Source organism: Actinoplanes sp. NPDC049265 (genome assembly GCF_043197135.1).
GTDB lineage: Bacteria > Actinomycetota > Actinomycetes > Mycobacteriales > Micromonosporaceae > Actinoplanes.
Genome location: NZ_JBICSP010000031.1, coordinates 275 through 26,541, shown reverse-complemented (window position 1 = coordinate 26,541; position 26,267 = coordinate 275). Strand labels below are relative to the sequence as shown.

Below are 26,267 nucleotides of genomic sequence, written 5' to 3'. Positions count from 1 at the left end.
GTCCGCCGCGATGAGAGCCGACCCGGTCACTTTCGGGTGCAGGCCGGTTGCATCGGAAGGTCCCGGCCGGCCGGCCGACCCCTCGTAACCCCCGGTCGGTCGGCAGTTCGGCACCGAGGGCGTACACTTGATCTCGCGGCCCGCACCGTCTTGCCTCGGGTCGCCTTCGGTTCGACCACCACGCGCCGCGGCCCGCGATTGGGTCTGCGCCGGGCAGGACGACCATCCAGACGTTCGGAGTTCACCCTTTTCATGGCTTCATTCACCGACCTCGGCGTGCCCACTGAGCTCGCCGCGATCCTCGCCGCCCGCGGCATCACCGAGCCTTTCCCGATCCAGGCCGCGACGCTGCCCGACTCTCTGGCCGGCCGCGACGTGCTCGGCCGCGGCCGCACCGGCTCGGGCAAGACGTACGCGTTCGCCCTCCCGGTGATCGCCCGGCTCGCCGCCTCCCGCACCACCCGCCAGTCCCGCCGCCCGCGCGCCCTGATCCTGGCGCCGACCCGCGAGCTGGCCAACCAGATCGACGCCGCCCTCGCGCCCCTGGCCGAGGCGCTGGGCCTGCGCACCCGCACGGTCTACGGCGGCGTCGGCGCCGGCCCGCAGATCACCGCACTCCGCCAGGGCGTGGACGTGCTGGTGGCCTGCCCCGGCCGGCTGCTCGACCACCTCGAGCACGGTCACGTCGACCTGGGCTCGGTCGAGATCACCGTGCTGGACGAGGCCGACCACATGGCCGACCTGGGCTTCCTGCCGGTGGTACGCAGGCTGATGGACGCCACCCCGCGCGACGGCCAGCGGCTGCTCTTCTCGGCCACCCTCGACAACGGGGTCGACGTGCTGGTCAAGCGCTTCATGCGGAGCCCGGCCACGCACCACGTCGACCCGGCCGACGAGAAGCCGATCGAGATGGCCCACCACGTCCTGCGGGTACGCCACGACGACCGCTTCCCGGTGCTCGTCGACCTGCTCGCCGCGCCCGGCCGTTCGGTCGTCTTCACCCGCACCAAGCGCCGGGCCAAGGTGCTGACCCGCCAGCTGATCGCCGCCGGCGTACCCGCCGTCGAGCTGCACGGAAACCTGGCCCAGAACGCCCGCGACCGCAACCTGAGCGCCTTCTCCGACGGCTCCGCGCCGACCCTGGTGGCCACCGACATCGCCGCCCGCGGCATCCACGTCGACGACGTGGCCCTGGTCATCCACGCCGACCCGCCGGTCGAGCACAAGGCCTATCTGCACCGCTCGGGCCGCACCGCCCGAGCCGGCGCCGCGGGCACGGTGATCACCTTGATGACCGACGACCAGCAGTCCGAGGTACGCGACCTGACCCGCCGTGCCGGCATCCGCCCGACCACGACCAACACCCGCCCCGGCGATCCGGTCCTCTCCGAGTTGGCCCCCGGCGAACGCGTCTTCCAGGCCCCGCCGTCCCCCACCGACCAGCCGACGGCGGCCCGCTCCCGCCCCCGCAAGCAGCTGCCGCCCACTCCGGCCGCCCCCTCATCCCGCGGCCGCCGACGTGGCACCCGGGGCTCCGGTCCCGCCCAGCAGCCGGCCGCCGCATCAGCACACCGCACCACCGAGGGCCGCTCGACCCAGCCCTCGCGGGCCGGGCAGTCGACGGGCACCGCACAGTCCTCGCGGGCCGGGCAGTCGACCCGCTCGGCGCAGTCCACCCGCACCGCCGCCCAGCCCGCGCGCACCGGGCAGTCGACCCGCACCGCTCAGCCGGCCAGGTCTTCCCAGACCGCCCGGTCGGGTCAGCCCGCCCGAGCAGCCCACCCGCGTGGTGGCGCCGCGGCCTTCTCCGCCGGCTCCCGCGCCGGTTCCCGTCGAGGCCGCGCCTGACCTACCGCCTGCCCACCAGACCTGCTACCTCGACAATTCGCGGTGAAGGTCTGGTGGGTCCGGTCGCAGCCCATATCCACGGCCGGTAGTACCGCACGCAGCTCCTGTCCAACGATCGGCGGAGCCGCACAAAGCTCTTGTCCAGCGGCCGGCGGAACCGCACACGGCCCGTGTCCACGGTTCGTGGGAACAGGAAGAATTTACGAAGGAATGTCGACCGGGATCTCCGCGCCCAGCACATGCCCGTCGGCGAGTTCCAGGTCGTCACCGCTCCAGAAGCGGCCCGGGTCGTACCAGTTGGGCTTGCGGCCGCGGGCCAGCAGGCCCATGTCCTCATAGGTCACCGCGACCACCTCGGCGCAGTACGCCGTCTCGAGCGCCGCCGGCTCGCCGGGGGCGGGCTTCCACGGCAGCCGGACCTGCGGCACTCGGCCCCGCACCCACCGCCAGGTCAGCTGGGCCGACGACGGGAACGGGGTGCCGTCGAGCCGGGCGACCGTGCGCAGTGCCCGGTCCTCCATCTCCTTCGGCGCGGTCGGCTCGAGTTGACGGAGCCAGCCGCGCTGCCCGTAGCGCCGTGCCCACACTGTGACCGCGTCGCGCAGGTCGTGCAGCTGGACGCCGCGCTGGAAGGTTCCCGACCACATGTCGGGGAGCGACCGCCCGAGTTCGGCGTGCCACATCAGCGGGGGCATGTCCTCGATGACCAGCGACATGCCGACGTGGTTGACGGGGCTGTTGGTGAGGGTCTGGATGGCCCGGTCGGGGCCGGAGCGGCCACGGAAGATCCAGATGTCACCCGTTCGCGTCAGGTCGAGGGCCTCGTCGAGGGTCAGGTCGGCGTCCACGTGTCTATCCTCAGCAGATGCGTTGGTGGAAGGTAGTCGGTTTGGCCGGGTTGGCCGGGGTCGCGGCGACGGGGATCGTGCTCGCGCGGGCGGAACGGCAGCGGCGGGCGTACACGCCGGATGAGATCCGCACGCGGCTGCACGCGCGGGTCAGCGAGACGAACACGGGTGGGCCGGACAAGTAATCACACCACATCCGAGTCGCGGAGCAGGGACCACAGACCGGCGCCATCGGGCGCGGCGAACCAGGTTTTGCCATGCGAGCCGACCGCCTCGGCCTGCCCGGACGGGCCGGGGATGGCGCCGGCCAGCACCGCCTGGGTGGGTGAGAGCCGGCGGATGCAGACGGCCAGCACGTTTTCCGGGTGGGAGTGCGCGAACTCGGAGTAGATCTCCTGGTCGTGCTGGCCGTCGTCGCCGATCAGCAGCCAGCGCACGTCGGGGAACTCGGTCGCCAGCCGGCGCAGGGTGTTGCGTTTGTGTTCCTGGCCGCTGCGGAACCAGCGGTCCGGTGTCGGGCCCCAGTCGGTGAGCAGCAGCGGGCCGGCCGGATAGAGGTGGCGGGACAGGAAGCGGCTCAGCGTCGGGGCGACGTTCCACGCGCCGGTCGACAGGTAGAACACCGGGGCGCCGGGGTTGGCCGTGACCAGCCGCTCATATAGCACCGCCATGCCGGGCACGGCCATCCGGGCGTGCTCGTCGAGGACGAACGTGTTCCACGCGGCCAGCAGCGGCCGGGGCAGCGCGGTGACCATGACCGTGTCGTCGATGTCGGAGATGACACCGATGCGCGCGCCGGGATCGACGACCCGGATCGGCGCCTCGACCGGCTCGGCCCCCTCTGCGATCAGCCGCACCGAGCTCCAGCCGGGCTCGAGGTCGCCCTTGACCACACAGTCGACATAGCCGCTGCGGTCGGTGTGTGTCTCGTGGACCTGCTCACCGATCTGGATCAGGACCCGCTCGTGGTTGACCGGCGAGGTGGTGAAGTTGCGCCAGCCCCGCGTCTTGTCGAGCTTTTTCCGCTTGGCCCGCGGGTTGCGGGTGAGCACGACCCGGGCCATCACCCGGGCCCAGCCCGGTGCGCCGTAACCGGTGTAGGAGGTGATCACCGGCACCCAGCCACGCTGGCGCAGCCGGCGCTCGACGACCTCGTGGATCGCGTCCTCGAAGCGGGCGGCACGGTGCAGCCGGACGGCCGGCGGCCGGGCGGTCGGACTCGGTGTCACGCTGATGCCTCCCCATCTCGGGCGTCCTGTCCCGTGACGGTACCCGGCGTGTCTGACAGTTTCTCGATGACCGCGTTTACATCAGGCGGCGGCTGCGCGCGGTTCGGCCGCCGACCACTGCCGCGACCACCAGGTGACGTCCATCGACAGGGTGTCCTCCTCGTCGCCGCGTACGGTGGCCAGGCACGCCTCGGCCCGCAGGCTGCGCAGGGCGACCGCCGCCCTCTCCGCATCCTGCCAGGCCCGCCGTTCCCGTTCGGCCGCCTTGCGATAGTCGTCGTAGCGGTGATCGCGAACGGCCGTCCGCAGCGCCGACTCCTGCGCCGCCGGGTCCAGCCGCTCGTTCCAGCCGCGGTGGGCCAGGATGTCGTTGAGCTGCCCGATCGAGATCTCCCGGTTGCGGCAGGCGGCCAGCGCGGCCCGGTGCAGGAAGCGCTCCCGGTCGGCGTTCTCGCCCTTGCCGCGGCGCCGCCGCTGCACCGGGTAGACGGCCGCGGCGGCGAACCGGCGCGCCTCCCGATCGGCGTGCTCGTAAGCGATCCAGGCCGCGTCGACCGCGTCCTGCTGGTCGGCCCAGGCGTCCCGGGCGCGCTGGGCGGTGACGGCGGCCCGCTCCGCGGCGACGGCCACCTCGGCGGCATAACGGTCCTCGTCGAGCGACGCGGCATTACGGTCGTCTAGCGACGCGGCGTGAGCGGCGGAGCGGCGGCGGCCGGGCGCCGGGGTCGAGGCTGGTGCGGGAACGGCGGGTCGCTTGGGCAGCGCGAACGCGGCGGCGGCGACCCCGATGGACAGGATCAGAAGCATCCAGACGGCAGCGACGATCTCCATGGGATTTCCCTCGCGGTGGCTGGTTGATCAAGGTTTTCTTCCGGTACGCCTGTCCTCATCCCCAGGAGCAGGCACCAAGCTGACGATCGTCCGAGCAGGCTGCGTCGAACCCCGTCACCGAAAACGTGGAAGAAAGAAATCAGCCCAGCGGAGGACCGCGCCGAGCGGGGAGCCGCCACCCGAGGCGTCCCGCCCCCAGCAGCAGCGCCCCGGTCACCACCAGGGCGACCACGAGCAGTACCGGAACCACCACATCGGCGATCGCCGGAGCCGGCGCCTCATCGCCCGCACCCGTGACAACGGAAGCAGAAGCCGAGGGCCCAGAGGCGGAAGCCGGGGAAACCGAAGACACGGCCGGCGAAACCGAGGCCGCGGCTGAGACCCGCACCGGCGTGGCCGGCGACCCGATCAGCCCCGCGTTGGCCGCGAAGGCCAGGGCGAGCATGGCCAGCCCGGTAAGAAAGCGCAGCGCACGCTGCCCGTCCCACAGACGGGGAAGCAGGCGTGCCACCTCAGCCACGATGACCAACCTACCGTTCTGGCCGGTAAACCGCACCACTCGGTCGATCTGTCCGGTTCATCCGGCCGGCTGGGAGCTCGGCCGCCGGCGAGGGATTATGGGTGGGTGAGTGATGTGGCGGAGCTGGCGCGGTGGGTCGCCGAGGGTGACGTGGTCGTGCTGAGCGGGGCGGGCCTGTCCACCGAGTCGGGCATCCCGGATTACCGCGGTCCCAGTGGCCTGGCGCGCCGGGCGACCCCGATGACCTACCAGACCTTCACCCGGGATCCGATGGCCCGGCGCCGCTACTGGGCCCGCAGCCACCTGGGCTGGCGGACGATCGGCGACGCCCGGCCCAACGACGGTCACCGCGCTGTGGCCCGGTTGCAGGAGCTGGGTCTGCTGCGCGGCATCATCACCCAGAACGTGGACGGGCTGCACCAGGCGGCCGGCGCGACCGGCGTGGTCGAGCTGCACGGCAATCTGGCCCAGGTGACCTGCCTGGACTGCAGCGAGTCGACCACCCGTGGCCGTCTCGAGGACAGGCTGCTGGCGGCCAACCCGGGCTTCGACAAGACGCCGACCGTGATCAATCCGGATGGTGACGTCGAGCTGGCCGACGACGAGCTGGACGGGTTCGTGGTGGTGGACTGCGACGGTTGCGGCGGGATGCTCAAGCCGGACGTCGTGTATTTCGGTGAGACGGTGCCGCCGGAGCGGGTGTCGCGCAGCTTCGATCTGGTCGGCGGCGGGCGCACCCTGCTGGTCCTGGGTTCGTCGCTGACCGTGATGTCGGGCCGGCGGTTCGTGTTGCGGGCGGCCAAGCTGGGCATCCGGGTGGCGATCGTCAACCAGGGTGTGACCCGCGGTGAGCCCTATGCCGGGCTGGTGGTGGACGCCCCGCTGGGCACGGTTCTGCCCGAGCTGACCCGGCTCGCCGGAATGAGTTCGGCCGCCACCGTGTAGGGCGTGTCTTGTCGATCAGCCAGGGCTGCGGCACTTGGCTGATACACAACACACGCCCTAGCGTCATGGCCCATGAGATTCGGCAAGAAGGGCTGGTTCGGCGCGGCCGGGCTGGCCGTCGCGACGGTGGTGGCGTGGTGGGCGTGGCTGGGCCACGACCGGACTTACCAGGTCGATGCGAACGGTAACCGGCAGGGCCCGTACACCACCGCGCAGGTTGCTTTCTGCGTGCTGACCATCGCCGTGCTGCTGGCGGTCGCGGTGCGCTTCGCCGACGTGCATCCGTTGCTCGCCGTGGGCGCGACGACGGTGGGGTTCACGGCGGCCTGGACGGTCGACGCGGCCATCAAGGACCAGTCGGGGCTGTTCGTGATCGGCGGCTTGCTGGTGCTGGTCGTGACCGCGGTGGGTAGTGCTGTGGTCGCGTTTCTGGCCGACCTGACGCGCGGGGGCAAAGCTTTTACCCGCTGAGGACCTTCGATGCACCCGCGTTACAGTCTCGCAACTTAAATAAAGGTGTCCTCACATTGACGTGACCCGGCTCACTGCTGTTAACTGCCCGGAACCGCTCCCGAAACCGGTTCCGAAACCGGTCTGCAACCCGCGGGATACATGCTTTCCGGATCACTCGGAGGACCAGTGCCGATCACCATCGCCGATGTGGCGGCCCGGGCGAAGGTCAGCAAGACCACCGTCTCGCGGGTCCTCAACGGCAAGGGTGAGCTGGACGAGTCCACCGCCGCCCGGGTCCGTGCGGTGATCGAAGAGCTCGGTTACGTGCCCAGCTCCCGGGCCGTCGGCCTGGCCCGCGGGCGTACCCGGGTGGTCGGCATGCTGGTCCCCTCGCTCACCTGGCCGTGGATCGGCGAGGTCCTGCAGGGCGCGGTCGACGTGCTCGAGACCGAGCGCTACGGCCTGCTGCTGTTCACCTGCAACCGCGGTGAGGAGTCGATGCGGCAGTTCGGCGCCCAGGTGTCGGCCAAGTCGTTCGACGGCCTGCTGGTGATCGAGCCCGAGGGCACCCTGGACTACATCGCGCAGCTGCACTCGCGCGGCCTGCCCGTGGTGCTGATCGACGACCGTGACACCCAGCCGGCGCAGATCCCCAGCGTCGGCACCACCAACCACACCGGCGCCGGCGCCGCGGCCCGGCACCTGCTCTCCATCGGCCGGCACAAGCCGCTGGTCATCGCCGGCCCGGGCCATTTCGGATGCACCCAGCAGCGCCTGGACGGCTTCGCCGCGGCGTACGCCGATGCCGGTCACCCGATCCCGGACGAGCGCCTGCTCCCCGGCGACTTCACCATCGCGTGCGGCTTCGAGGGCGTGCAGCACGCCATCGACGCCGGCATCGACTTCGACGCGGTCTTCGCCCACAACGACCTCTCGGCCACCGGCGCGATGCAGGCGGCGCTCGACTCCGGGCGGCGCGTCCCGCAGGACGTGGCGGTGGTGGGCTTCGACGACATCCCCATGGCGGCACACACCCAGCCGCCGCTCACCACCGTGCACCAACCGTTGCGCGAGATGGGCGAGGCCGCGGCACGCACGCTGCTCGCCCACTTCGAGGGCACACCCCTGCCCAACCGTCCGACCGTCATACCGGCGACGTTCATGGCCCGTGGGTCCACCACGGTCTCCGTCGCCGATCCCTCCTGAAAACCGCAGCCCTCATCCGGGCCACCCCTGATAACCGTTGAGGAGTATCTGTAATGCAGAGAAGGAAGTTGTTCTCGGCTGCCCTGGCGGGCGTGCTCGCCACGGGCGTCCTCGCCGCCTGCGGCGATTCGCCGAACAGCAGCCCGAACAGCAAGAGCAACAAGTCGAGCGCCACGGTGCTGACCGTCAGCATGCCGAACGGCCCGCAGACGGAGAACCACAACCCCTTCCTGACCACCTCGGCCGCCGCGTCGCTCGGCTACAAGTGGGTCATCTACGAGCCCCTGATGATGTGGAACCCGGTCAAGCCGGCCGACCCGCCGAAGCCGTGGCTGGCCACCGCGGCCGAGTGGTCGCCGGACTTCAAGAGCGTCAAGGTGACGGTGCGGGACAACGCGACCTGGTCGGACGGTCAGAAGCTGACCGCGAACGACGTCGCCTTCACGCACAACCTGATCAAGAAGACCAAGGCGCTCAACACCAACAACACGCCGTACGGTGAGATCACCGTGGCCGGCAGCGTCGTGACGATCAACTTCGCCTCGTCGATGTTCGTCTACAAGGACAAGTTCCTGGGCCAGACGCCGATCGTCCCGGAGCACATCTGGAAGGACATCAAGGACCCGTCGACCGACACCAACAAGAGCCCGATCGGCTCCGGTCCGTACACCCTGAAGTCCTTCACCCCGCAGACCACCACGCTGGTCGCCCGGGACAACGGCTACTGGGGCACCGCGCCGGCCGTCAAGGAGCTGCGCTACAGCTCGCCGACCGGTAACGACGCGCAGACCACGGCGCTGGCCGACGGCTCGATCGAGTGGTCGTTCGTGTTCATCCCGAACTACAAGACGGTCTTCATCGGCAAGAACCCCGACCACTACAAGGTCTGGGCGCCGCCGGTGCTGGGCATCCACGGCCTCTACATCAACACCACCAAGAAGCCGTTCGACAACGTCGCCCTGCGCAAGGCCATGAACATGGTGGTCAACCGCGAGGACATCTTCAACCAGGCCGAGGCCGGCTACTTCCACCCGCTGGTGACCAGCGTGACCGGTCTGCCGTCGCCGGCCGGTGACGCGTTCGTCGCCGACGCCTACAAGGGCCAGAACCAGAAGGTCGACATCGAGGGCGCCAAGGCGCTGCTGACCGGGGCCGGCTTCAAGCTCAACGGCACCACGCTGACCGACCCGAGCGGCAAGCCAGTGAAGCTGACCCTGACCGACCCGGCCGGCTGGTCCGACTACCAGACCTCGCTGGAGATCGTCAAGGACAACCTGGCGCAGATCGGCATCGCCGCGACGGTCGAGAAGGCCAACCAGGACGCGTGGTTCAAGAACGTCGAGGAGGGCAACTTCGACGCGACGTTCCGCTGGACCAACGGTGGTTCCACACCGTTCGACCTGTACCAGACGGTGATGGACGGCACGCTGCTCAAGCCGATCGGCAAGCCGTCCCCGGCCGGCAACTTCGGCCGCTTCGACAGCCCTGAGGCCACCGCCGCGCTGCAGGCCTACAAGGAGGCCGCCGACGACGCCGCCCGCAAGACCGCGCTGGACACGCTGCAGAAGGTCTTCGTCGAGCAGGTCCCGATGATCCCGGTCGGCGCCGACAACATCGGCATGGCGTACAGCACGAAGAACTGGATCGGCTGGCCCGACGACTCCAACCCGTACGCCGCCGGGCAGCCCACCCAGGCCAACGCGCTGGACGTCATCCTGCACCTCAAGCCCGCCAACAGCTGATTCGCGGCCGCTCCCGCGCGGTTGACCCGTGCGGGAGCGGCACCCCCTCGTAAAGGACCCGGCAAATGACGTCGCTACAGGACGCCGAGGCGCCGGCCGGCGAGGTGGTGCTTGAGGCTCAGAGCCTGACCAAGCACTTCCCTGTCCGCCGGGGTCTGCGTGACCTCTTCAACCGGCGCGATCGCGCCGCCGTGCACGCCGTCGACGACGTGCACCTGATCCTTAGCCGCGGCCGCGTGACCGCCCTGGTGGGCGAGTCCGGCTCGGGCAAGTCCACCGTGGCCCGGCTGCTGGCCCAGCTCTACCCGCGCACCGGCGGCGACATCCGGCTGCACGGCGAGTCGACCCGGGTCAAGGGCGGCCGCAACTTCCGCCGGTACGCCGCCCGCGTACAGATGATCTTCCAGGACCCCTTCGCGTCGCTGAACCCGGTGCACACCATCCGGTACCACCTGACCCGCGCGCTGAAGATCCACCACAACGCCGGCAACAACGCCCAGGAACTCGAGCAGGCGCTGCACGACCTGCTCAACCGGGTCAGCATGACGCCGCCCGAGCGTTACCTGGACAAGTTCCCGCACGAGTTGTCCGGTGGCCAGCGCCAGCGCGTCGCGATCGCCCGCGCACTGGGCGCCGACCCGGAGGCGCTGCTGGCCGACGAGCCGGTGTCCATGCTGGACGTGTCCATCCGGCTCGGTGTGCTGAACCTGCTGCGGGACCTCAAGGAGCGCTTCAACCTGGCGATCCTCTACATCACCCACGACATCGCGTCGGCCCGCTACTTCGCCGACGAGACGCTGGTCATGTACGCCGGCCGGATGGTCGAGGGCGGTGACAGCGAGACGGTGACCCAGGCGCCGGCCCACCCGTACACCCGGCTCCTGATCGAAAGCGCGCCCGACCCGGACCGCCTGCACGGCGAACTGGAACCCGACACCCGCGATCGGGGCAACGGCGAACCGCCCAGCCTGATCTCACCGCCCAGCGGTTGCCGCTTCCACCCGCGTTGCCCGATGGCCGGCCCGCGCTGCTCGACCGAGCTGCCGGTACGCCTGGAGATCGGTGATCGGCCCGGGCACTGGGCGGCGTGCTGGCTCTACGACGCGCAGGGGGTCGGCAAGTGAAGTACATCCTCCAGCGCATCGCGTTCTACGTGTTCACCGCGTGGGCCGCGATGACGCTCAACTTCTTCATCCCCCGGATGATCCCCGGTGACCCGATCACCGCACTGCTGGCCCGGTTCCAGGGCCAGATGAACACCGATGCCATCGAGTCGCTCTACGTGCTGTTCGGCATCGACAAGAACGCCAGCCTGTGGAGCGAGTACGTCGACTACTGGAGGCAGCTGTTCTCGGGCGACCTGGGCCTGTCGTTCAGCGCCTTCCCGACACCGGTGTCCGAGGTGATCGGTGACGCGCTGCCGTGGACGGTGGCGCTGGTCGGCATCACCACGGTGATCAGCTTCCTGCTCGGCACCTCGCTCGGCGTGGTGGCCGGCTGGCGCCGCGGCACCTGGGTCGACGGCGTGCTGCCGGTCACCACGTTCCTCTCCTCGGTACCGTATTTCTGGCTCGGCCTGCTGGCGATCTACCTGCTGGCCGGCTCGGACAGCTTCTTCCCGTCGTCCGGCGGCTTCGAGGCCGGCCTGGTCCCCTACCCGGACTGGACCTTCATCTCCAGCGCGCTACAACACGGCATCCTGCCCGCCGTGACCATCCTGATCTCCTCGGTCAGCGGCTGGATCCTGGGCATGCGCAACATGATGGTGACCGTCGCGGCCGAGGACTACATCACCGTGGCGCACGCCAAGGGCCTGCCCGAGCGCCGGGTCGCGGTGGCCTACGCGGCCCGCAACGCGCTGCTGCCCAACGTGTCCGGCTTCGCGCTGTCGCTCGGCTTCATCGTCAGTGGCACGTTCGTCCTGGAGATCGTGTTCTCGTACCCGGGCCTGGGCTTCCTGCTGTTCCGCGCGGTGGGCGCCAAGGACTACCCGCTGATGCAGGGCATCTTCCTGATCATCACGATCTGCGTGCTGGTGGCCAACCTGCTCGCCGACATCGTCTACCTGCTGCTCGACCCGCGTACGCGGAAGGAGGGCTGACCGATGAGCATTCCCACCTCGAGCGTCGAACAGGTGATCCCCGGCCAGGGCGCGATGGCACAGCCGGAGGAGGCCAAGCCGGCCCGGGCCAAGCGCAAGCGGTCCGGCTTCCTGTCCAACGGCAAGGCGATGACCGGCCTGATCATGCTGGGCTTCTACCTGCTGTTCGCGGTCATCGGGCCGTGGGTCGCGCCGTACGACCCCAACGCCCGCGGCAACGACCTGGTCGCACCGCCGTCCGGCGCGCACTGGCTGGGCACCACCCACCTGGGCCAGGACGTGCTGAGCCAGCTGCTGGTCGGCACCCGCGGCGTGATGGTGGTCGGCCTGGCCGCCGGCATCGCCGCGACCATCGTGTCGGTGGCGGTCGGGGTCAGCGCCGGCTACCTGGGGGGCGGCTGGGACGACACCCTGTCCGCGCTGTCCAACGTCTTCCTGGTCATCCCCGCACTGCCGCTGATCATCATCGTGGCGTCGACCTTCGAGAACGCCGGCTCGACGATCGTGGCCCTGACCATCGGCCTGACCGCGTGGGCCTGGGGCGCGCGAGTGCTCCGGGCCCAGACGTTGTCGCTGCGCAAACGCGACTACGTGGAGGCGGCCCGGGCGTCCGGCGAGAGCACGTTCCGGGTGATCTTCTTCGAGATCCTGCCCAACCTGTCGGCGATCATCGCGTCCGGCTTCGTCGGCACCGTGATCTTCGCGGTCAGCACCGAGATCACGCTGGCCTTCATCGGCATCGGCGGCATCTCCAACTGGAACTGGGGCGAGATCCTGTTCTGGGCGCAGAGCCAGCAGGCGCTGTCGCAGGGCGCCTGGTGGTGGTTCGTGCCGGCCGGTCTGGCCATCGCGTTCCTCGGCACCGCGCTGTCCCTGATCAACTTCGGCATCGACGAGTTCGTCAGCCCCCGGTTGCGCAGTGCCGGCAAGACCAAGGTCAAGACCGCTGACGGCCATACGGTACGCATGCGCGTCGGCTTCACGCCGGTCCTGGCCCACTCGTCCGAACCGCACACGCAGGCGCGCCCGCTGCCGGTCAACCTGAACGGGGCGACCCCGGTCCTGAAAAAAGAGGGGCAGTCGTCATGAGCAACGAGCCCGTCCTCGAGATCAAGAACCTGAACGTCGACTACGGCCTGGGCGACCAGGCGGTGCACGCCGTCCGCGACGTCAACCTGACCCTGCACAAGGGTGAGGTGCTGGGCCTGGCCGGCGAGAGCGGCTCGGGCAAGTCGACGCTCGCCTACGGCCTGACCCGGCTGCTCGCGCCCCCGGGCGTGATCAGCGGCGGCGAGGTCATCTACCACCCGGAGAAGGGCGACCCGTACGACGTCCTCGGTCTCTCCGACGCCGGCCTGCGCAAGTTCCGGTGGGCCGAGACGGCGATCGTGTTCCAGGGCGCGATGAACTCGCTCAACCCCGTGCACAAGATCTCGACCCAGCTCAACGACGTGCTGCAGGCCCACGAGCCGAAGATGACCCAGCACAGCCGCAACGCCCGGGCCCGGGAGATGCTCAAGCTGGTCGGCATCTCGGCCGACCGGATGGACGCGTACCCGCACCAGCTCTCCGGCGGCATGCGGCAGCGCGTGATGATCGGCATGGCGCTGATCCTGCAGCCGCAGGTGGTCATCATGGACGAGCCGACCACCGCGCTCGACGTGGTCATGCAGCGGCAGATTCTGGGTCAGCTGATCGAGCTGCGCGAGCGGCTCGGCTTCTCGGTCATCTTCATCACCCACGACCTGTCGCTGCTGGTCGAGTTCTCCAACCGGATCGCCATCATGTACGGCGGCCGGATCATCGAGGAGGCGCCGGCCGCGACGCTGTACCGGGACTCGCTCCACCCGTACAGCGAGGGGCTGCTCAGCTCCTTCCCGGCCCTGCGCGGGCCCCGGCGCGAGCTGTCCGGCATCCCGGGCTCCCCGCCGGACCTCAAGGGCATGCCGTCCGGCTGCTCCTTCCACCCGCGCTGTCCCAAGGCGTTCGAACCCTGCCCGGAGCACATCCCGGTCCTCGGCCGCCCGGGCACCCCGGACGGCGGCACGCGCACCGTCGCGTGCCATCTGCACCCCGCCCAGGTGCCGGTCGGCGCCACACCCACAGGAGAGTGATGACTTCCTCCGCCCCTTCCCCCACCCTGCTCCTGCCCGGCGACGCGTTCCCTCCCACCTTCGAGTGGGGCGTCGCCACCAGCTCGTACCAGATCGAAGGCGCGGTGGCCGAGGACGGCCGCACACCGTCCATCTGGGACACCTTCAGCCGCGTGCCGGGCGCGGTGCACAACGGCGACCACGGTGACGTCGCCTGCGACCACTACCACCGGATGCCGCAGGACGTGCAGCTGATCAAGAGCCTGGGGGTGGACTCGTACCGGTTCTCGGTGGCCTGGCCCCGGGTCCAGCCGCGCGGCCGTGGCCCGGTCAACCCGGCCGGGCTGGCCTTCTATGACCGGCTGGTCGACGAGTTGCTGACCAACGGGCTCCGGCCGTTCGTGACGCTTTACCACTGGGACCTGCCGCAGGAGCTGGAGGACGCCGGCGGCTGGCCCAACCGGGACACCGCCTACCGCTTCGCCGACTACGCGATGATGGTGTTCGACAAGCTGCACGACCGGGTCGAGACGTTCACCACGCTCAACGAGCCGTGGTGCTCGGCCTGGCTCGGCTACCACGTCGGCGTGCACGCCCCCGGCCGCCAGGACTTCCAGGCCTCCATCGACGCCGTGCACCACCTGCTGCTCGGGCACGGCCTGGCGACGCAGCGGATGCGGGCGGCCGAGACCACCCCGCACCGGTACGGCATCACGCTCAACATGGGCACCGCCGACCCGGCCGAGGACACCCAGACCGACCGGGACGCGGCCCGCCGGGCGGACGGGATGGGCCTGCGGCTCTACCTCGACCCGCTGCGCAAGGGCTACTACCCGCAGGACATGGTCGACGAGCTGGCCGAGCAGGGCGTCACGCTGCCCATCGAGGACGGCGACATGGAGGTCATCGCCACGCCGTTCGACGTGCTGGGTGTGAACTTCTACTTCGGACAGGACTTCAGCGGCGTCGACGAGCAGGGCCGCACCGTGGACGACGAGGGCAGCCCGGTGGTGCGCTCGGTGTTCCCGGGCACCGAGCGGACCGCGATGGACTGGCCGATCACCCCCGAACGGTTCACCCAGCTGCTGGTCCGGCTGCACCGCGACTACCCCGGCCTGCCGATGATCGTCACCGAGAACGGCGCGGCGTTCGACGACCAGGCCGACGAGCAGGGGTACGTGGCCGACGACGACCGGACCGCCTACTTCGCCGAGCACCTGGCCGCCGTGGCCGAGGCGCGGGCCCAGGGCGCCGACATCCGCGGCTACTTCGCCTGGTCGCTGATGGACAACTTCGAGTGGGCGTACGGCTACGACAAGCGCTTCGGCATCGTGCACGTGGATTACGAGACCCAGAAGCGCACCCCGAAGCAGAGCGCCCTGCGCTACCGGGACACCATCGCCCAGTTCCGGTCTCGTTAAGACCAACTGGGTGGTGTAGGCATCCGGCCCGCCGGGTCATCGCGCATCCTCGTCAGCTCCCTGGTAGAGGCTTGCGAGGAGGTTTGCGGGGCTCGGCGGTCCGGGGCAGACGACCCGGTCACGCTGGCCGATCGCCTCGCCGGGCGGTGGTCAGGGCGGCCATTGATCCACCGAAGGCGGCGAAGAAGGAGGCGAAGCTGACGGCGATCAAGGCGGACCCCAGGGACCATGGGTGGGGAGTGAGCTGCCAGGCCACGTAGGTGGCGACGAGGCCGATGACCAGAGCGATACCTCCGCTGATCAACGCGTGACCGGCCTTGCTGCGAACGTTGTTCACGGGGACTCCTTCGGTGTAGAGGTCAGGCCGTGACGACCGGGAGCCGCAGCGGGCCTCGGTACAGCCCGGAGCGCCACTCGATTCGCTCCGTGGCCAGCCGGAGCGTGGGGTGGTGTCGGAGCAGCGCGCGAAGCGCCAGCTCGCCCTGAAGGTGTGCGAGACGTGCGCCGAGACAGAAATGGACGCCACCCCCGAAGGCCAGATGTTTCTTGTCGGCCCGCGTGATGTCGAAGCGATCGGGGTCCGGGAACCGGGCCGGATCCCGGTTGGCCGCGTTCAGCTGGCAGAAGACGGCCGCTCCGGCGGCCACCCTTCGATTGCCGATGACGGCCTCCTGCTGGGCGAACCGCGGCGTACTGGTCAGCGAGCAGTCGAACCGCAGCGCCTCGGCGACCGCCGGGCCGATCAGGGCCGGGTCGTCGACGAGCAGTTCCCATTGCGTACGGTCCGATTGCAGGGCGTTGACCGCGTTGGCGATGAGGTTGCGGGTCGTGGCCGACCCCGCGTTGGCCAGGAACAACGCGCAGTCGGCGATCTCCGCGTCGGTCAGCCGGTGCCCTTGTTCCTGGGCTTCGATCAGGGTGCTGACCAGGTCGTCGCCGGGTTCCCGGCGCCGGGCTTCGACGAAGGCCCGCAGGTACGCCCGGTAGTCGCGGGCGGCGGCGTTGCCCTGCGCCAGCGTCGCGCTGCCGGGCCGAGCCATCCCCTGCAGGTCGAGGATGCGGTCGGTCCAGCCGTTCAGCCGGGCCCGATCACGTGGTGGGGTGCCCAGCATCGCGGCGATGACAGCGGACGGCAGCGGGCTGGCGAACTTTTCGACCAGGTCGAAGGATGGCTCCCCGGCGTGGTGCAGCAAACGGTCGGCCAGCGCCTCGATCTGCCCCCGCATCCGGTCGAGGCGAGGGCCCGCGAACGCCTTGGCGACCAGGGATCGCAGGCGGGTGTGTTCCGGCGGATCGTACGAGTGGAAGCGCCGGGCGATGACCTCGAACGCCGGACCGGGGCCGATCTGTCGGCGCAACATGCCCTCGATGCCCCGCATCCCGAACTGCCGGCTCGACAGCACTTCGGCACAGTCGTCGTAGCGGGTCAGCACCCATCCTCGCGGCGTGAGGTGAACCGGATCCTGTTCGCGCAGCGCACGTAGGCCGGGGAACGGGTTCTGCTGGAATTCCGCCGTCGCCGGGTTGTAGACGACCCGTCGCCGGGGGATCTGCCTGCCGTACACGGAAATCCTCTCCACGCTCTCAAAAGCTCGAGTTGCCGGCCCTCGCCTTCGTGCCCGCCCTTCGCACTTGCCATTTGGGCAGCGTCGTCCCGAGTTGCAGGTAGACCGCCGCGTAGGCGGCGTGGCACACCAGGGTCGGCAGGAAGCTGCCCGTGTACAGCATCGTGAGGCACCCGACGATCGAGATCGAGGTCGACCCGACCAGGAAGATCACGCGTTGTCCGGTGGTGTCGGTCTGAAGAATCTGCTGTACGACGAAAAGTGCCGTGCAGACGACGATCGCCCAGTAGGCGCCGATTCCCGGGAATCTGGTCAGGAGAATCAGGAACACCGCGCCCCGGAAGAAGACCTCCTCGACCACCGCCGCACCCAGCGGGGCCGCCACGCGCATCAGGCGGGGCATCATCAGCGTGTATCTGACCCACAGGATCCCCACCAGGTCGGCGAAGATGTCGCTCCCGGGCCGGGCGACGAGCCACAGCTGCATCATCAGCCCGGTCAGGGCGTTCTGCGCGATGAACGCGACCGGGATCACCCATGCCTGCCCCTGTGACACGGTCAGATGATTCAAGAGATTGATCCGGTACGCCACCAGGAGCGCGACGGCGCCCAGCAGCCCGACGGACAGATAGAGGCACCAGACGAGACAGCTGCGGATCAGTTCGTCGGTCATCCGCGAGTACGTCATGATGACGCGGGCGGGCGACGTGATGAATCGGCTGTAGCCGAGCCGGTTCGTCCTGCCCCAGAGAACGGCGAGGATCGTGACGACGCTCAGGAACAGGGTCAGGGCCATCGCGTGTCGCTCACTTCCCGCGTTCTGCGGCCGCCCGACCGGGTCCCGGACTCCGGCGTCCACAAAGGACGTCGCGACAGGCCGAGCAGTGTGAGGTTCTGCGTGGCGTGGGCGATGATGACCACGGCGAGGGACATGCCCGAGGCCCAGAACAGCCAGGTGTAGAGCAGGCCGCTGGGCAGCTTGGCCAGCGCGCTCGCGGCGCCGAAACTGAGATGGTTCGCGGCGTACGCCATCGCGCACAACCCGATCGCGGCCCAGACCACCACGCCCAGGTCGGTGACCAGCACGGAGTAGAGGAACTGCCGGAGTACGAGTTCCTCACCCGCCACCAGGGCCAGGACGGCGGCGACGTCCTTGGCGTGCACGCGGCGGAAGTCGGCGTAGCTGCTGTGAATCGCGGCCCTGGTGACGAGCCGGCCCGTCCGCACATAGACGATCACGACGCCGACCGCGTACTCGAGCGCGATGCAGGCGAGGCCGGCGACCGGTGCCAGCATCAGCAGCAGCGGGGACGCCGGCCAGTTCCAGGCGACCATCTGGTGCGGGCGCACCAGTGCGACAACCGCCACGACGACGGCGTACCCGATCACGAACCCGGCCAGGCTTCCGCCCAGCGACCTGGCGCGGGAGAACCCCGGTGCGCCCATGAGCAGTGCGGTCACGTTGGCGCAGAAGCCGGCCGGGTACACGATAGCCATCAGGAGAAGGATCGTCTCAAGGTGAGGGATGAGGGAGCTCATTACGAACCCCTCCGAATCCGCGTAGCCGGGGATGGGCGCTGTACGGGAAGGACGGCAGCGAGACCTGGACGAGTTCGGGTATGAAGACGCGGGCCACCGACCAGTCCGTTCCCGCCAGCTCCGGCGGAGTGATGTCCAAGTGGACGGCGTAGCGGGAAACGTCTTTCAGTCTTCCGACGATGTACGCCAACTCCCCGTCGATGGTCGACTCGTAACTCGGCAAGGCGCTCAGCCGGACCTCGCCGTCCACCATGCCGCGCAGGAAGGCCCGCTTCCGGTCGCCGTCCTCGGAACTCGCCCAGTACGCGACGTTGCTGTCCAGGTTCGTATGGCTGTCCTCGGCGATGCCGCTGAGGTAGTCACGCGGTTGCAGTACGGGCCCGTTGTAGCCGATGTAGTGAATGGCCACGGCCTCGATCAGCGTCCGGTAGAGGGTGGCCCCGGGCAGGAGCCCGGCCCCGGTGCCCAGCAGTACGCTCGGCCGCTCGCGCCCCTCGCTCAACAGGGCGACCGCGAAGACGTGTCCCGGCATTCCCGGCATGGTGTATTCGTAGGGCACGACGTCGACGTTCACCTCGTGGAAGATCTCCGCGATCAGGCCCTGCAGGACCGGATCGTCGAGCACGACCCGGCGGGCCTTGACGAGGGCGTACCACCGAGCCATGAGCGCGTCGGCCTCCACCGCCTCCATGATGGCCGAGCGCAGGGCGAGTTTTCGCGTGGTGTGGCTGGCGCATCCCTTGGAGAAGGACGTTATGAACGGGATCTCGTCGTGCGCGTGCAGCCCGGTGAACAGGCACTGGGCCGGGATGCAGATCTCCTTCCCGGGCTCGACCAGCGAGGGGCACCAGATCCAGCTGATCGGGTCGTCCGGCGTGATCGGGCGGAAAATCATCTTGCCGCGCATCCGCTCGTAATCGCGCTCGCTGAACGTGTTGATCAGCTCCCAGGGCAGCACCCCGGGATCGCTCTTGAGCTCGTTGTAGCTCGCCTTGAAGAGCTTGTTCCGCAGCGTCGTCGCGGCCGTGATCAGCGCGTACCGCTCGATGGATTCGCCGAGGAGGCGGATGAGCGCTTCCTCCCGGTACACGCCGTAGCCCGAGAGGTGGTACTGGATCTCGGCTTTGTCGCCGAGGAGAAGCTTGTGATAGTCGGGCAACCGGGCGGTCATCGTCTGCAGACGCGGGGCCCCGGCCACCTGGGTCACCTGGACGATCTGCGATTCGGCGATGCCGAAGTGGTGACCGCACAGCCGCCTGAGCTCGTTGACCACGTGAACGTTCGACGGATAGAACGTGAGCAATGCCTTGCCCTTCATCTCGTCGGGGGCGGGAACGAGCTAGTCGTCCACCAGGGCGATCCGGTCGACGACGCGATCGATGATCTTCTTCGAGGAGCTGTACATCTCCTCCATGCGCGCCTGCGCCACGAAGCCGCAGGCGGGGCAGAACGGCACTCGCAACAGGGGCTGAACCTGGATCTCCAGGAGCGGCACATAGGTGTTCAGGACCCGGCCCGCGAGCTTCGCCTTCCCGATCCGGTGCACCAGGAGCCCCTCGAACAGCGCCTGCGCCGCCAGGGAGTGCATCAACGGGCTGGCGTGGACCTTGGTCTGCGATCGGGCCAGGCCGCGGGTCTGTTGCACGTACTCCTGGTAGACGGCCTTCTCCTCCATGCGCGCCAGCAGGCGTTGCTCGAAACACTCGAAGCACCCCGTCTCGGGGGGCTTGATCGTGAAGACCGTCGTGAACGGCCCGTCCAGCAGGCTCAGACTGAGCGTTTGCGAGGTCTGCACGAGTACGCGGTTGAGGTTGCGCAGGAAGACGATGTGCGGCCGCTCGAGACACCCGACGATGCTGCCGAAGGGCTCGATCATGTGGCGCGCGGACTCGAGCTGCTGCCGGGTGCCGTAGGCGTCGAACTTGGTCGTCAGGTCCAGTGCCTCGATCCGTTTGAAGTCCGCCTGCGTCAGGACCGTCATCGGCAGGTCGATCTCGGTGGCCATCGTCACGGCGTAGTCCTTGATGGACTGGGAGTCGGCGAAGAACAGGATGGGCCCGGCGCCGGCGCTGCGATCGGTGAGATAGTCGTCCGCGCCGCTGAGCAGCTGGTTGAGCAGGCGCCGGCCGTCGACGTCCTCGCCGTCGGACACGAAGTCGTTGGCGCGCAACGCATCCAGCGTCTCGGCCACCTGTTCCCGCTCCAGCGCGGTCAGGTTCTGCTCGTTCGGGAGGCGCCCGGGATCGACCCCGCCGTCCTGGAGCAGGGCGAACAACGCCACCAGGCTTTCCTTGTGGTCCTCGCTGAGACCGTCGAAGGAGAGCACCCCTTCCTCGAAGTTCCAGACGCCCTTGCGGAGGCGGAGCTCGTCGGTGCCGTTGTAGTAGACCTGCACGCCGTCGCCGAGTATCAGCCTCTTCTGCGATCCGTTCGCGGTCATGCCGTCAGTCATGTCGTCTCCTCAAAGCATGCCGATGACGGTGGCGTGCACCAGGTGCCGGGAGAGTCCGTCGACACCGAGGAAACGCTCCGTCTGGACCTTTTCCCAGCCGCCGATGTCGGACGACCCGACCTTGGTCGCCGTGCTGATCAGGTGGAGGTGCGCGGCGATCTCGCCCGCTTCGACGACCGCGAAGGGCAGCCCCAGATCCCCGTACTTCCGCGAGTTCTCGTAGACGCTGTACACGTAGTAGACCGTCACGTTCACGGTGGCCGGGTCCAGGTTCGGTCCCCAGCTCACGCCGAGTGCGAGATGACGATTCCGCGCCTCGTCGTCGAACGTCGCCAACCTCTTCAGGGAGTGCTCGACGGGCAGATAGACGTAGATCCCGTCGTCGAGCGTCTGCACGTCGCGTACCACGAGATACAGGGAGATCGGGTTCAGGCCGCCCCCGGAGGAAGCAGCCCGGGTCTTCGCCGCCTCGGTGGGGCCGAGCGAGTAGGTGGGCCACTGCGGATCGTTGTCCTCCGACACCAGGGCGATGTCGCCCGTGACACCGTTCGCGTAGAACAGCAGTGTCGACAACGTGCGCAGGGGCATCGTCTTTCCCGTGAAGGTCCGCAGGCTGCGACGTGCCCGGATGGTCACGCCGAGGGAGGCGTTGACGTTCTGGTACGGCGGCAGCTCGACGATGTGGCCCCGGCCGGCCTTTTCCTCCTGCTCCCGAAGGTGCCGGAGCGACAGACTGCTCCGTGCGGGGAAGTCGAAGTATCCGCCGACGCCGAGGGGCAGCGTGAGGTCGAGGGAGCTGTGCTTGTAGTTGAGCAGGAACTCCTGGCTCAACAGGTGGGTGTCGGAGAGTGGGGCCGCGGCGTAGGCCGCTTCCGGCGACACCACGGCCGTGGTGTCCGTGTAGACGGATCCGGCCAGGTTCGCGACCCAGTGGAAGATCTCGATCAAGGACTGGTATTCGTTCTCCAGGTAGTACTGCAGCGGCAATTCGGTTCGACCGGACTGCTCGGACGCCATACCGTGCCTCCGATGATGGGCGGGAGCGAGGTTGTTGTCAGGCCGGAAGGAGCCACTCAGGCAGCCCGATCCGGACCGCCTGAGTGAGGGCTGTACGTCGTCAGCCTTACTTCTGGCCGCGCCCTGGGCGCATCGCGGGCGCGCCGTGCTGCTTCCAACGATCGATCCGTTCCGCTTGCTGTGACGACAGCCTCCGGTTCGACGGTTCGGCATTGAGCTGCCGCTGCGTCGCGCTGTCCAGTTGCATCAGCGCGAGGTAGTTGCCGTCGGGGTCGATCATCCCGACCCAGCGTCCGGCCGTCTGGGGCGCCGGGTGACCCACAGCGTCGGCGAAGGCCTGCTTGGCTTGCTCCGGGCCGGAAACGGCGACCGGTGCGGAGTTCACCACGACGGTGCCGCCGGCCGCGGTCAACTGCTTGACCGTCTCGTCCAGATTGTCGACGGCGAAGTAGCAGGTGATCGATTCTCGGTCGCTCTGCCGCGCGGCGACCGTCAGCGTGAGTCCGTCCTCGCTGATCGGCCGGAAGTACGACTCGACCTCTTCATTGAGCGAAGGGGCGAAATCGCTGCCCCCGAGCAGGGTGTTGTAGAACTGCTGAGCCTTCGCTGAATTTCTGGTGGGTACGCTGCAGATGACCAGTTTGGCGTTCAATTGCTGGTTAGCCATGTGGCGATCCTCTCGTATTACCGGTGACCGGTAGGCGCTCACGGAACAGCGTGGCGCGGCATCTGCGTCCGATGCGGATCTCCGTACGAGATCTCTGTCAGCAGCAGCAGGAGCAGGAACAGCAGCAGGTCGGGCAGGACGTGGTGCCCCCCGGCGTGAGGACAACGCGCGAAGCCGAGCACGTCGAACCAAAATGCCGGTTGAAGCGCAGCGGGGCACCGGTTCCTTCCTTTTTCATCCATTCCTCCATTTCGGGGCGCGACTTCGCCGGCCGGCGAAGGCCTCCGGGCCGATTTCACGGTGGCGGTTCCGCCGAGACGCCTCGGCGCGGGAACCCCTGCTCAGCAGGAGCACGAACAGGAACAGCAGCAGGTCGGGCAGGACGTGGTGCCGCCGGGTGTGAGGACGACGCTCGACGAGGCCGAGCAGGTCGAGCCGAAGTGCTGAGTAAATCGGAGCACAGCAATTACCTCCCTTCTGAAGGGTTGTGCCACGGCACGGCAAATTGCGGGCGAAGCCGAACCGGCTCCGCCCGGATCATCAGCGCGCGAATGGATCGTGAGCGGCGTCGCAGAGGTCACAACGGCAATTGGCCGCCATCGCGCCTCTCCCGTGCCGTCCGGCATTGAATGCGCAGACCCGGAATGGCGAAAACAAGGTTAATCCGCGGCTTCACCCAGGGTCAATGATCGATATATCGACTCGTCGAATTCGATCGAGAGCGGGATCTCGTGCCCCTACGACCACCAGCGATTAGCGCGGACGCCGTTGTTCGATATGTCGGTAATAGGAGTCAACGCCGTGTTTGGCCGACCGGGCGTCAGCCGACATTCCACCCTGGACAGACGGCACGCCCCGGGAAACACGATCACCACCGACCCGACCCGACCCGACCCGGCGGAGTCGCGCGGAGAGTGCCTGCAACGCTTTGCGGGCTTGATCGCGATGCCGCGCCAACACTCGATCGCGTGTTCGTCACCCTCGGCGCCACGGTGGATAGGCAGCCGCTAGGTACAGCCCAGCCGGCGCACCGGCACATCACGAGAAGAACCAGCGACACCCAACCACGCCGATCCCCCGCACGCCGCACACCGAACCCCGAGCCCGACCTCCACGACGAAGGGTGCCCAGCAACGGGTGATGCGTATTTGTGCTCAGAGGCTCTGAGCACAAATACGCATCACCTCGTCGGTCTACTTGCTGGGCTCGGGGATGTCGCAGTCGACCTTCGGGTTGACGCCCATCCAGTTGAGCGGGCCCGCCACCACGGTGACCAGGACCGTGGTGGCCTTGGCGCAGCTGGCGTCGCCGCTGTCGGAGAAGTAACCCCGGGCGTACGCGGCTACGCCGCCCAGGATGAGCCAGATCAGAACGATCACGCCGCCTATGCTTCCGAAGCGCATCGAGGACTCCTTGATTGGGTTGAATCGCGAGGTACCCCGTACACATCGATCTCTAAACGGCCGGGCGCACCGCCTGCAGCGTGTAGGTGTGCGGCAGGCGCTCGGGCCGGGCGGCGACCTGGAACTCGCCGCCGGGCAGCTGGCGCATCCGGCCGCCGAGGCCGTCCCACGGGACGGTGGTGTGCTCGACCAGCCCGGTGATGGTCAGGCCGGCGTCCAGCAGCGCGGTCACGATCTCGCCGAGACCGTGGTTCCACTCGTGCGTGGTGTTGTGCTCGAAGTCGACGTCGCTGTCCACGTACGTGCCGCCGTCGTTGTACACGGACGGATCGGCCAGCTCGAAGTAGGGGGCGTCGAGGACGAGCAGGTCGTCGCCGCGTTCCCATTCCAATGACCAGAGCACCGGATGGCCCTCGCGCATGAAGAACCGGCCGCCGGGCTTCAGCAGCCGGGCCACCGTCTCGCCCCAGCGTTTGATGTCGGGCAGCCAGCACAGCGCGCCGATCCCGGTGTAGACCAGATCGAAGCTCTCGGCCCCGAGGACGTCGGGTGCGTCGTACACCTCGGCCTCGACGAAGTTGATCTCGGACGGAGAGGCGACAGTCGCCAGGGCGCGCGCCTGAGCCAGCGACTTCGGTGAGAAGTCGAGGCCGGTCATCGTCGCGCCGAGCCGGGCCAGCGACACGGTGTCGGTGCCGATGTGGCACTGCAGGTGCACGCCGCGCAGCCCGGTGACGTCGCCCAGCAGCGGCCGGTCGAACCGCACCACCTCACTGAGATAGGACGGGTCGGCGGCGAACGTCGCCACGTTGTAGTCGTTCGAGGCGGCGTGGGCGTCGGCCCGGTCGTCCCAGTTCGCCCGGTTCACGTCGCGGTAGTCGGTCACGGCGATGACCGTACCGGCGGCGGTGGTTAGATGGCCCCCAATGCTGATGAACAGGGGAGACGTGGTGGAGACCAGGCGGACTACGGTGCGTGACGTCAGACGGGCGAACCGGGCCAGCCTGCTCACCGACCTGTTCCACGGTGGCCGGCAGAGTCGTCAACAGCTCGGCGACACCACCGCGCTCAGCCAGGCCAGCGTGAGCAACCTGGTCGGCGAGATGATCGAGGAGGGCCTGGTCGAGGAGGCCGGGCTGGTCGGCTCGGACGGCGGCCGGCCGCGGGCGCTGCTGCGGGTCGCGCCCGGCTACGGGTACGTGGTCGGCGCCGACGTGGGCGAGAGCCGGGTCGCGGTCGAGCTGTACGACCTGGCCATGTCCCGGCTCGGCGCGGCCGGCTACCGGCTGGCCGACCCGTCCGACCACGAGAGCGTCACCCAGCTGCTGATCCGCGGCCTGGCCGACGTGACCACGCAGGCCGACATCAGCCGCGACGAGGTCCTCGGCTTCGGGGTGGGCGTGGTCGGGGTGGTCGACCGCGAGGGTCTGGTCCATTCGCAGACCACCGGCTGGGAGGCGGTGCCGCTGGGCGACGTGCTCGGCGCCGCGACCGGGCTGCCGGTGTTCGTCGAGAACGGCGCCAAGACGGTCGGGCAGGCCGAGATGTGGTTCGGCGCCGGGCGCGGGGCACGGCACGCGGTGATCGTGCTGATCGGCCGCGGGGTCGGCGCGGCGGTGGTCCGGGACGGGCGCGGGCACCGCGGCCCCGACTCGGGTGCGGCCGAGTGGGGACACACCACCCTGGTGTACGAGGGACTGCCCTGCCGATGCGGGGCCCGGGGCTGCCTCGAGGCGTACATCGGGTCGGACGCGGTCAGCGTCCGCCTGGCCGAGGCGACCGGGTCCGAGCCCGATCCCCGGCTGCTGGCCCGCACCCTGGTCGGCGAGGTGTCCGGGCCGGCCGCCGTGGTCGTCACCGAGACGGTGGGCTATCTCGGTGCCGGGATCGCCGACCTGGTCAACCTGTTCAGTCCCGAACGCATCGTGCTGAGCGGCCCGATCGGCGCGGCCCTGGGCGAGCGGTTCCTGCCGGAGATCCGGGCCGCGGCGGCCGGGCACGCGCTGCGGCACCCGTTCTCGACCACCCGCATCGACGTCTGCCAACTCGGCCCGGACGCGGTCGCGATGGGCGCGGCCACCTTGCCGATCGCCCGGCTGCTGGCCGACGGCGGCATGGCGGTGACCGACCCGCACACCGTGGTGTCACGGGCCGCCCATCGCCGCCAAATCAGCCGCGTCCGAGGCTGAACGGGGCTAAACCAAACCGCCGCCAAATCAGCCGCGTCCGAGGCTGAACGGGGCTAAACCAAACCGCCGCCAGACCAACCACATCCGACACTGAACGAGGCAAAACCAAACCGCCGCCAGACCAACCACATCCGACACTGAACGAGGCAAAACCAAACCGCCGCCAGACCAACCACATCCGACACTGAACGAGGCAAA

General features: G+C 69.0%; 28 protein-coding genes. 13 read left to right on the top strand and 15 right to left on the bottom strand.

Going from position 1 to position 26,267, the window contains the following annotated elements; translation table 11 throughout:
* Positions 1 to 252 precede the first annotated feature (252 nt).
* Positions 253 to 1,848 carry a DEAD/DEAH box helicase gene (locus ACGFIO_RS41325; protein WP_392835990.1) on the top strand — a complete coding sequence of 532 codons (1,596 nt, stop codon included), beginning with the start codon at positions 253 to 255 and terminating at the stop codon, positions 1,846 to 1,848.
* A 200-nt stretch (positions 1,849 to 2,048) separates the two neighbouring features.
* Here the strand turns inward: ACGFIO_RS41325 and ACGFIO_RS41320 are convergent, their stop codons facing one another.
* Positions 2,049 to 2,696 (bottom strand): hypothetical protein, encoded by a 648-nt coding sequence (locus tag ACGFIO_RS41320; RefSeq protein ID WP_392835987.1) that lies wholly within the window; start codon positions 2,694 to 2,696, stop codon positions 2,049 to 2,051.
* Between the two features lie 17 nt (positions 2,697 to 2,713).
* Between ACGFIO_RS41320 and ACGFIO_RS41315 the strand changes: the two genes are divergently transcribed.
* The gene (locus tag ACGFIO_RS41315; protein WP_392835986.1) at positions 2,714 to 2,881 is read left to right on the top strand and encodes a hypothetical protein; all 168 of its coding nucleotides are present in this window, start codon (positions 2,714 to 2,716) and stop codon (positions 2,879 to 2,881) included.
* On the opposite strand, the gene ACGFIO_RS41310 is transcribed toward ACGFIO_RS41315, so the two are convergent.
* The 3 genes from ACGFIO_RS41310 to ACGFIO_RS41300 all read right to left on the bottom strand — a co-directional run bounded on the left by ACGFIO_RS41310 (position 2,882) and on the right by ACGFIO_RS41300 (position 5,276).
* The gene (locus tag ACGFIO_RS41310) at positions 2,882 to 3,925 is read right to left on the bottom strand and encodes an App1 family protein (RefSeq protein WP_392835983.1); all 1,044 of its coding nucleotides are present in this window, start codon (positions 3,923 to 3,925) and stop codon (positions 2,882 to 2,884) included.
* A gap of 81 nt (positions 3,926 to 4,006) precedes the next feature.
* A complete protein-coding gene (locus ACGFIO_RS41305) occupies positions 4,007 to 4,756 on the bottom strand; it encodes a hypothetical protein (RefSeq protein WP_392835980.1) in 750 nt (249 codons plus the stop codon).
* Positions 4,757 to 4,895: 139 nt separating this feature from the next.
* Positions 4,896 to 5,276, bottom strand: coding sequence for a hypothetical protein (locus ACGFIO_RS41300; protein WP_392835977.1), 381 nt, complete (start codon positions 5,274 to 5,276; stop codon positions 4,896 to 4,898).
* Between the two features lie 105 nt (positions 5,277 to 5,381).
* On the opposite strand from ACGFIO_RS41300, the gene ACGFIO_RS41295 reads away from it, so the two are divergent.
* The 9 genes from ACGFIO_RS41295 (at position 5,382) to ACGFIO_RS41255 (ending at position 15,237) form a co-directional block, all read left to right on the top strand.
* Positions 5,382 to 6,221 carry an NAD-dependent protein deacetylase gene (locus ACGFIO_RS41295; protein ID WP_392835974.1) on the top strand — a complete coding sequence of 280 codons (840 nt, stop codon included), beginning with the start codon at positions 5,382 to 5,384 and terminating at the stop codon, positions 6,219 to 6,221.
* Between the two features lie 72 nt (positions 6,222 to 6,293).
* A complete protein-coding gene (locus tag ACGFIO_RS41290; RefSeq protein WP_392835971.1) occupies positions 6,294 to 6,692 on the top strand; it encodes a hypothetical protein in 399 nt (132 codons plus the stop codon).
* 168 nt (positions 6,693 to 6,860) lie between these two features.
* Positions 6,861 to 7,880, top strand: coding sequence for a LacI family DNA-binding transcriptional regulator (locus ACGFIO_RS41285; protein ID WP_392835969.1), 1,020 nt, complete (start codon positions 6,861 to 6,863; stop codon positions 7,878 to 7,880).
* A 53-nt stretch (positions 7,881 to 7,933) separates the two neighbouring features.
* Entirely contained in the window at positions 7,934 to 9,622 is a 1,689-nt protein-coding gene (locus tag ACGFIO_RS41280; RefSeq protein WP_392835966.1) for an ABC transporter substrate-binding protein, read from the top strand.
* Positions 9,623 to 9,687: 65 nt separating this feature from the next.
* Positions 9,688 to 10,746, top strand: coding sequence for an ABC transporter ATP-binding protein (locus ACGFIO_RS41275; RefSeq protein WP_392835963.1), 1,059 nt, complete (start codon positions 9,688 to 9,690; stop codon positions 10,744 to 10,746).
* Positions 10,743 to 11,723 carry an ABC transporter permease gene (locus ACGFIO_RS41270; RefSeq protein ID WP_392835961.1) on the top strand — a complete coding sequence of 327 codons (981 nt, stop codon included), beginning with the start codon at positions 10,743 to 10,745 and terminating at the stop codon, positions 11,721 to 11,723. Before ACGFIO_RS41275 ends, ACGFIO_RS41270 begins: the two co-directional genes overlap by 4 nt.
* 3 nt (positions 11,724 to 11,726) lie before the next feature.
* A complete protein-coding gene (locus tag ACGFIO_RS41265; protein ID WP_392835958.1) occupies positions 11,727 to 12,812 on the top strand; it encodes an ABC transporter permease in 1,086 nt (361 codons plus the stop codon).
* Positions 12,809 to 13,837, top strand: coding sequence for an ABC transporter ATP-binding protein (locus ACGFIO_RS41260; protein ID WP_392835956.1), 1,029 nt, complete (start codon positions 12,809 to 12,811; stop codon positions 13,835 to 13,837). The genes ACGFIO_RS41265 and ACGFIO_RS41260 overlap by 4 nt, the downstream gene beginning before the upstream one ends.
* Positions 13,837 to 15,237, top strand: coding sequence for a GH1 family beta-glucosidase (locus tag ACGFIO_RS41255; RefSeq protein ID WP_392835953.1), 1,401 nt, complete (start codon positions 13,837 to 13,839; stop codon positions 15,235 to 15,237). The genes ACGFIO_RS41260 and ACGFIO_RS41255 overlap by 1 nt, the downstream gene beginning before the upstream one ends.
* Before the next feature lie 118 nt (positions 15,238 to 15,355).
* Here ACGFIO_RS41255 and ACGFIO_RS41250 read toward each other — a convergent pair whose 3' ends face one another.
* The 9 genes from ACGFIO_RS41250 to ACGFIO_RS41210 all read right to left on the bottom strand — a co-directional run bounded on the left by ACGFIO_RS41250 (position 15,356) and on the right by ACGFIO_RS41210 (position 22,719).
* On the bottom strand, positions 15,356 to 15,574 hold the full coding sequence (locus ACGFIO_RS41250) for a hypothetical protein (RefSeq protein WP_392835951.1): 219 nt from the start codon (positions 15,572 to 15,574) through the stop codon (positions 15,356 to 15,358).
* A gap of 22 nt (positions 15,575 to 15,596) precedes the next feature.
* On the bottom strand, positions 15,597 to 16,817 hold the full coding sequence (locus ACGFIO_RS41245; RefSeq protein ID WP_392835948.1) for a cytochrome P450: 1,221 nt from the start codon (positions 16,815 to 16,817) through the stop codon (positions 15,597 to 15,599).
* A 4-nt stretch (positions 16,818 to 16,821) separates the two neighbouring features.
* Complete coding sequence (locus tag ACGFIO_RS41240) at positions 16,822 to 17,598, bottom strand: CPBP family intramembrane glutamic endopeptidase (protein ID WP_392835946.1); 777 nt, start codon at positions 17,596 to 17,598, stop codon at positions 16,822 to 16,824.
* Positions 17,589 to 18,299 (bottom strand): type II CAAX prenyl endopeptidase Rce1 family protein, encoded by a 711-nt coding sequence (locus ACGFIO_RS41235; RefSeq protein ID WP_392835944.1) that lies wholly within the window; start codon positions 18,297 to 18,299, stop codon positions 17,589 to 17,591. Before ACGFIO_RS41235 ends, ACGFIO_RS41240 begins: the two co-directional genes overlap by 10 nt.
* Before the next feature lie 16 nt (positions 18,300 to 18,315).
* Complete coding sequence (locus tag ACGFIO_RS41230) at positions 18,316 to 19,659, bottom strand: YcaO-like family protein (RefSeq protein WP_392835943.1); 1,344 nt, start codon at positions 19,657 to 19,659, stop codon at positions 18,316 to 18,318.
* A 21-nt stretch (positions 19,660 to 19,680) separates the two neighbouring features.
* Positions 19,681 to 20,793: a TOMM precursor leader peptide-binding protein gene (locus ACGFIO_RS41225; RefSeq protein ID WP_392835940.1), complete on the bottom strand. Its 1,113-nt coding sequence runs from the start codon at positions 20,791 to 20,793 to the stop codon at positions 19,681 to 19,683.
* A 9-nt stretch (positions 20,794 to 20,802) separates the two neighbouring features.
* Positions 20,803 to 21,810 carry a SagB family peptide dehydrogenase gene (locus tag ACGFIO_RS41220; protein ID WP_392835937.1) on the bottom strand — a complete coding sequence of 336 codons (1,008 nt, stop codon included), beginning with the start codon at positions 21,808 to 21,810 and terminating at the stop codon, positions 20,803 to 20,805.
* A gap of 106 nt (positions 21,811 to 21,916) precedes the next feature.
* A complete protein-coding gene (locus ACGFIO_RS41215) occupies positions 21,917 to 22,519 on the bottom strand; it encodes a VOC family protein (RefSeq protein WP_392835935.1) in 603 nt (200 codons plus the stop codon).
* Positions 22,516 to 22,719, bottom strand: a complete 204-nt coding sequence (locus ACGFIO_RS41210; protein ID WP_392835932.1) for a hypothetical protein — start codon at positions 22,717 to 22,719, stop codon at positions 22,516 to 22,518. Before ACGFIO_RS41210 ends, ACGFIO_RS41215 begins: the two co-directional genes overlap by 4 nt.
* A gap of 58 nt (positions 22,720 to 22,777) precedes the next feature.
* Here ACGFIO_RS41210 and ACGFIO_RS41205 point away from each other — a divergent pair, with 58 nt between their 5' ends.
* Positions 22,778 to 22,924 carry a hypothetical protein gene (locus ACGFIO_RS41205; protein ID WP_392835930.1) on the top strand — a complete coding sequence of 49 codons (147 nt, stop codon included), beginning with the start codon at positions 22,778 to 22,780 and terminating at the stop codon, positions 22,922 to 22,924.
* A 746-nt stretch (positions 22,925 to 23,670) separates the two neighbouring features.
* On the opposite strand, the gene ACGFIO_RS41200 is transcribed toward ACGFIO_RS41205, so the two are convergent.
* Together ACGFIO_RS41200 and ACGFIO_RS41195 are read right to left on the bottom strand one after the other, a co-directional pair.
* Positions 23,671 to 23,880 carry a hypothetical protein gene (locus ACGFIO_RS41200; protein ID WP_392835927.1) on the bottom strand — a complete coding sequence of 70 codons (210 nt, stop codon included), beginning with the start codon at positions 23,878 to 23,880 and terminating at the stop codon, positions 23,671 to 23,673.
* Positions 23,881 to 23,932: 52 nt separating this feature from the next.
* Positions 23,933 to 24,766 carry a class I SAM-dependent methyltransferase gene (locus ACGFIO_RS41195; protein ID WP_392835925.1) on the bottom strand — a complete coding sequence of 278 codons (834 nt, stop codon included), beginning with the start codon at positions 24,764 to 24,766 and terminating at the stop codon, positions 23,933 to 23,935.
* A gap of 85 nt (positions 24,767 to 24,851) precedes the next feature.
* Between ACGFIO_RS41195 and ACGFIO_RS41190 the strand changes: the two genes are divergently transcribed.
* On the top strand, positions 24,852 to 26,069 hold the full coding sequence (locus tag ACGFIO_RS41190) for an ROK family protein (RefSeq protein ID WP_392835923.1): 1,218 nt from the start codon (positions 24,852 to 24,854) through the stop codon (positions 26,067 to 26,069).
* Positions 26,070 to 26,267 lie beyond the last annotated feature (198 nt).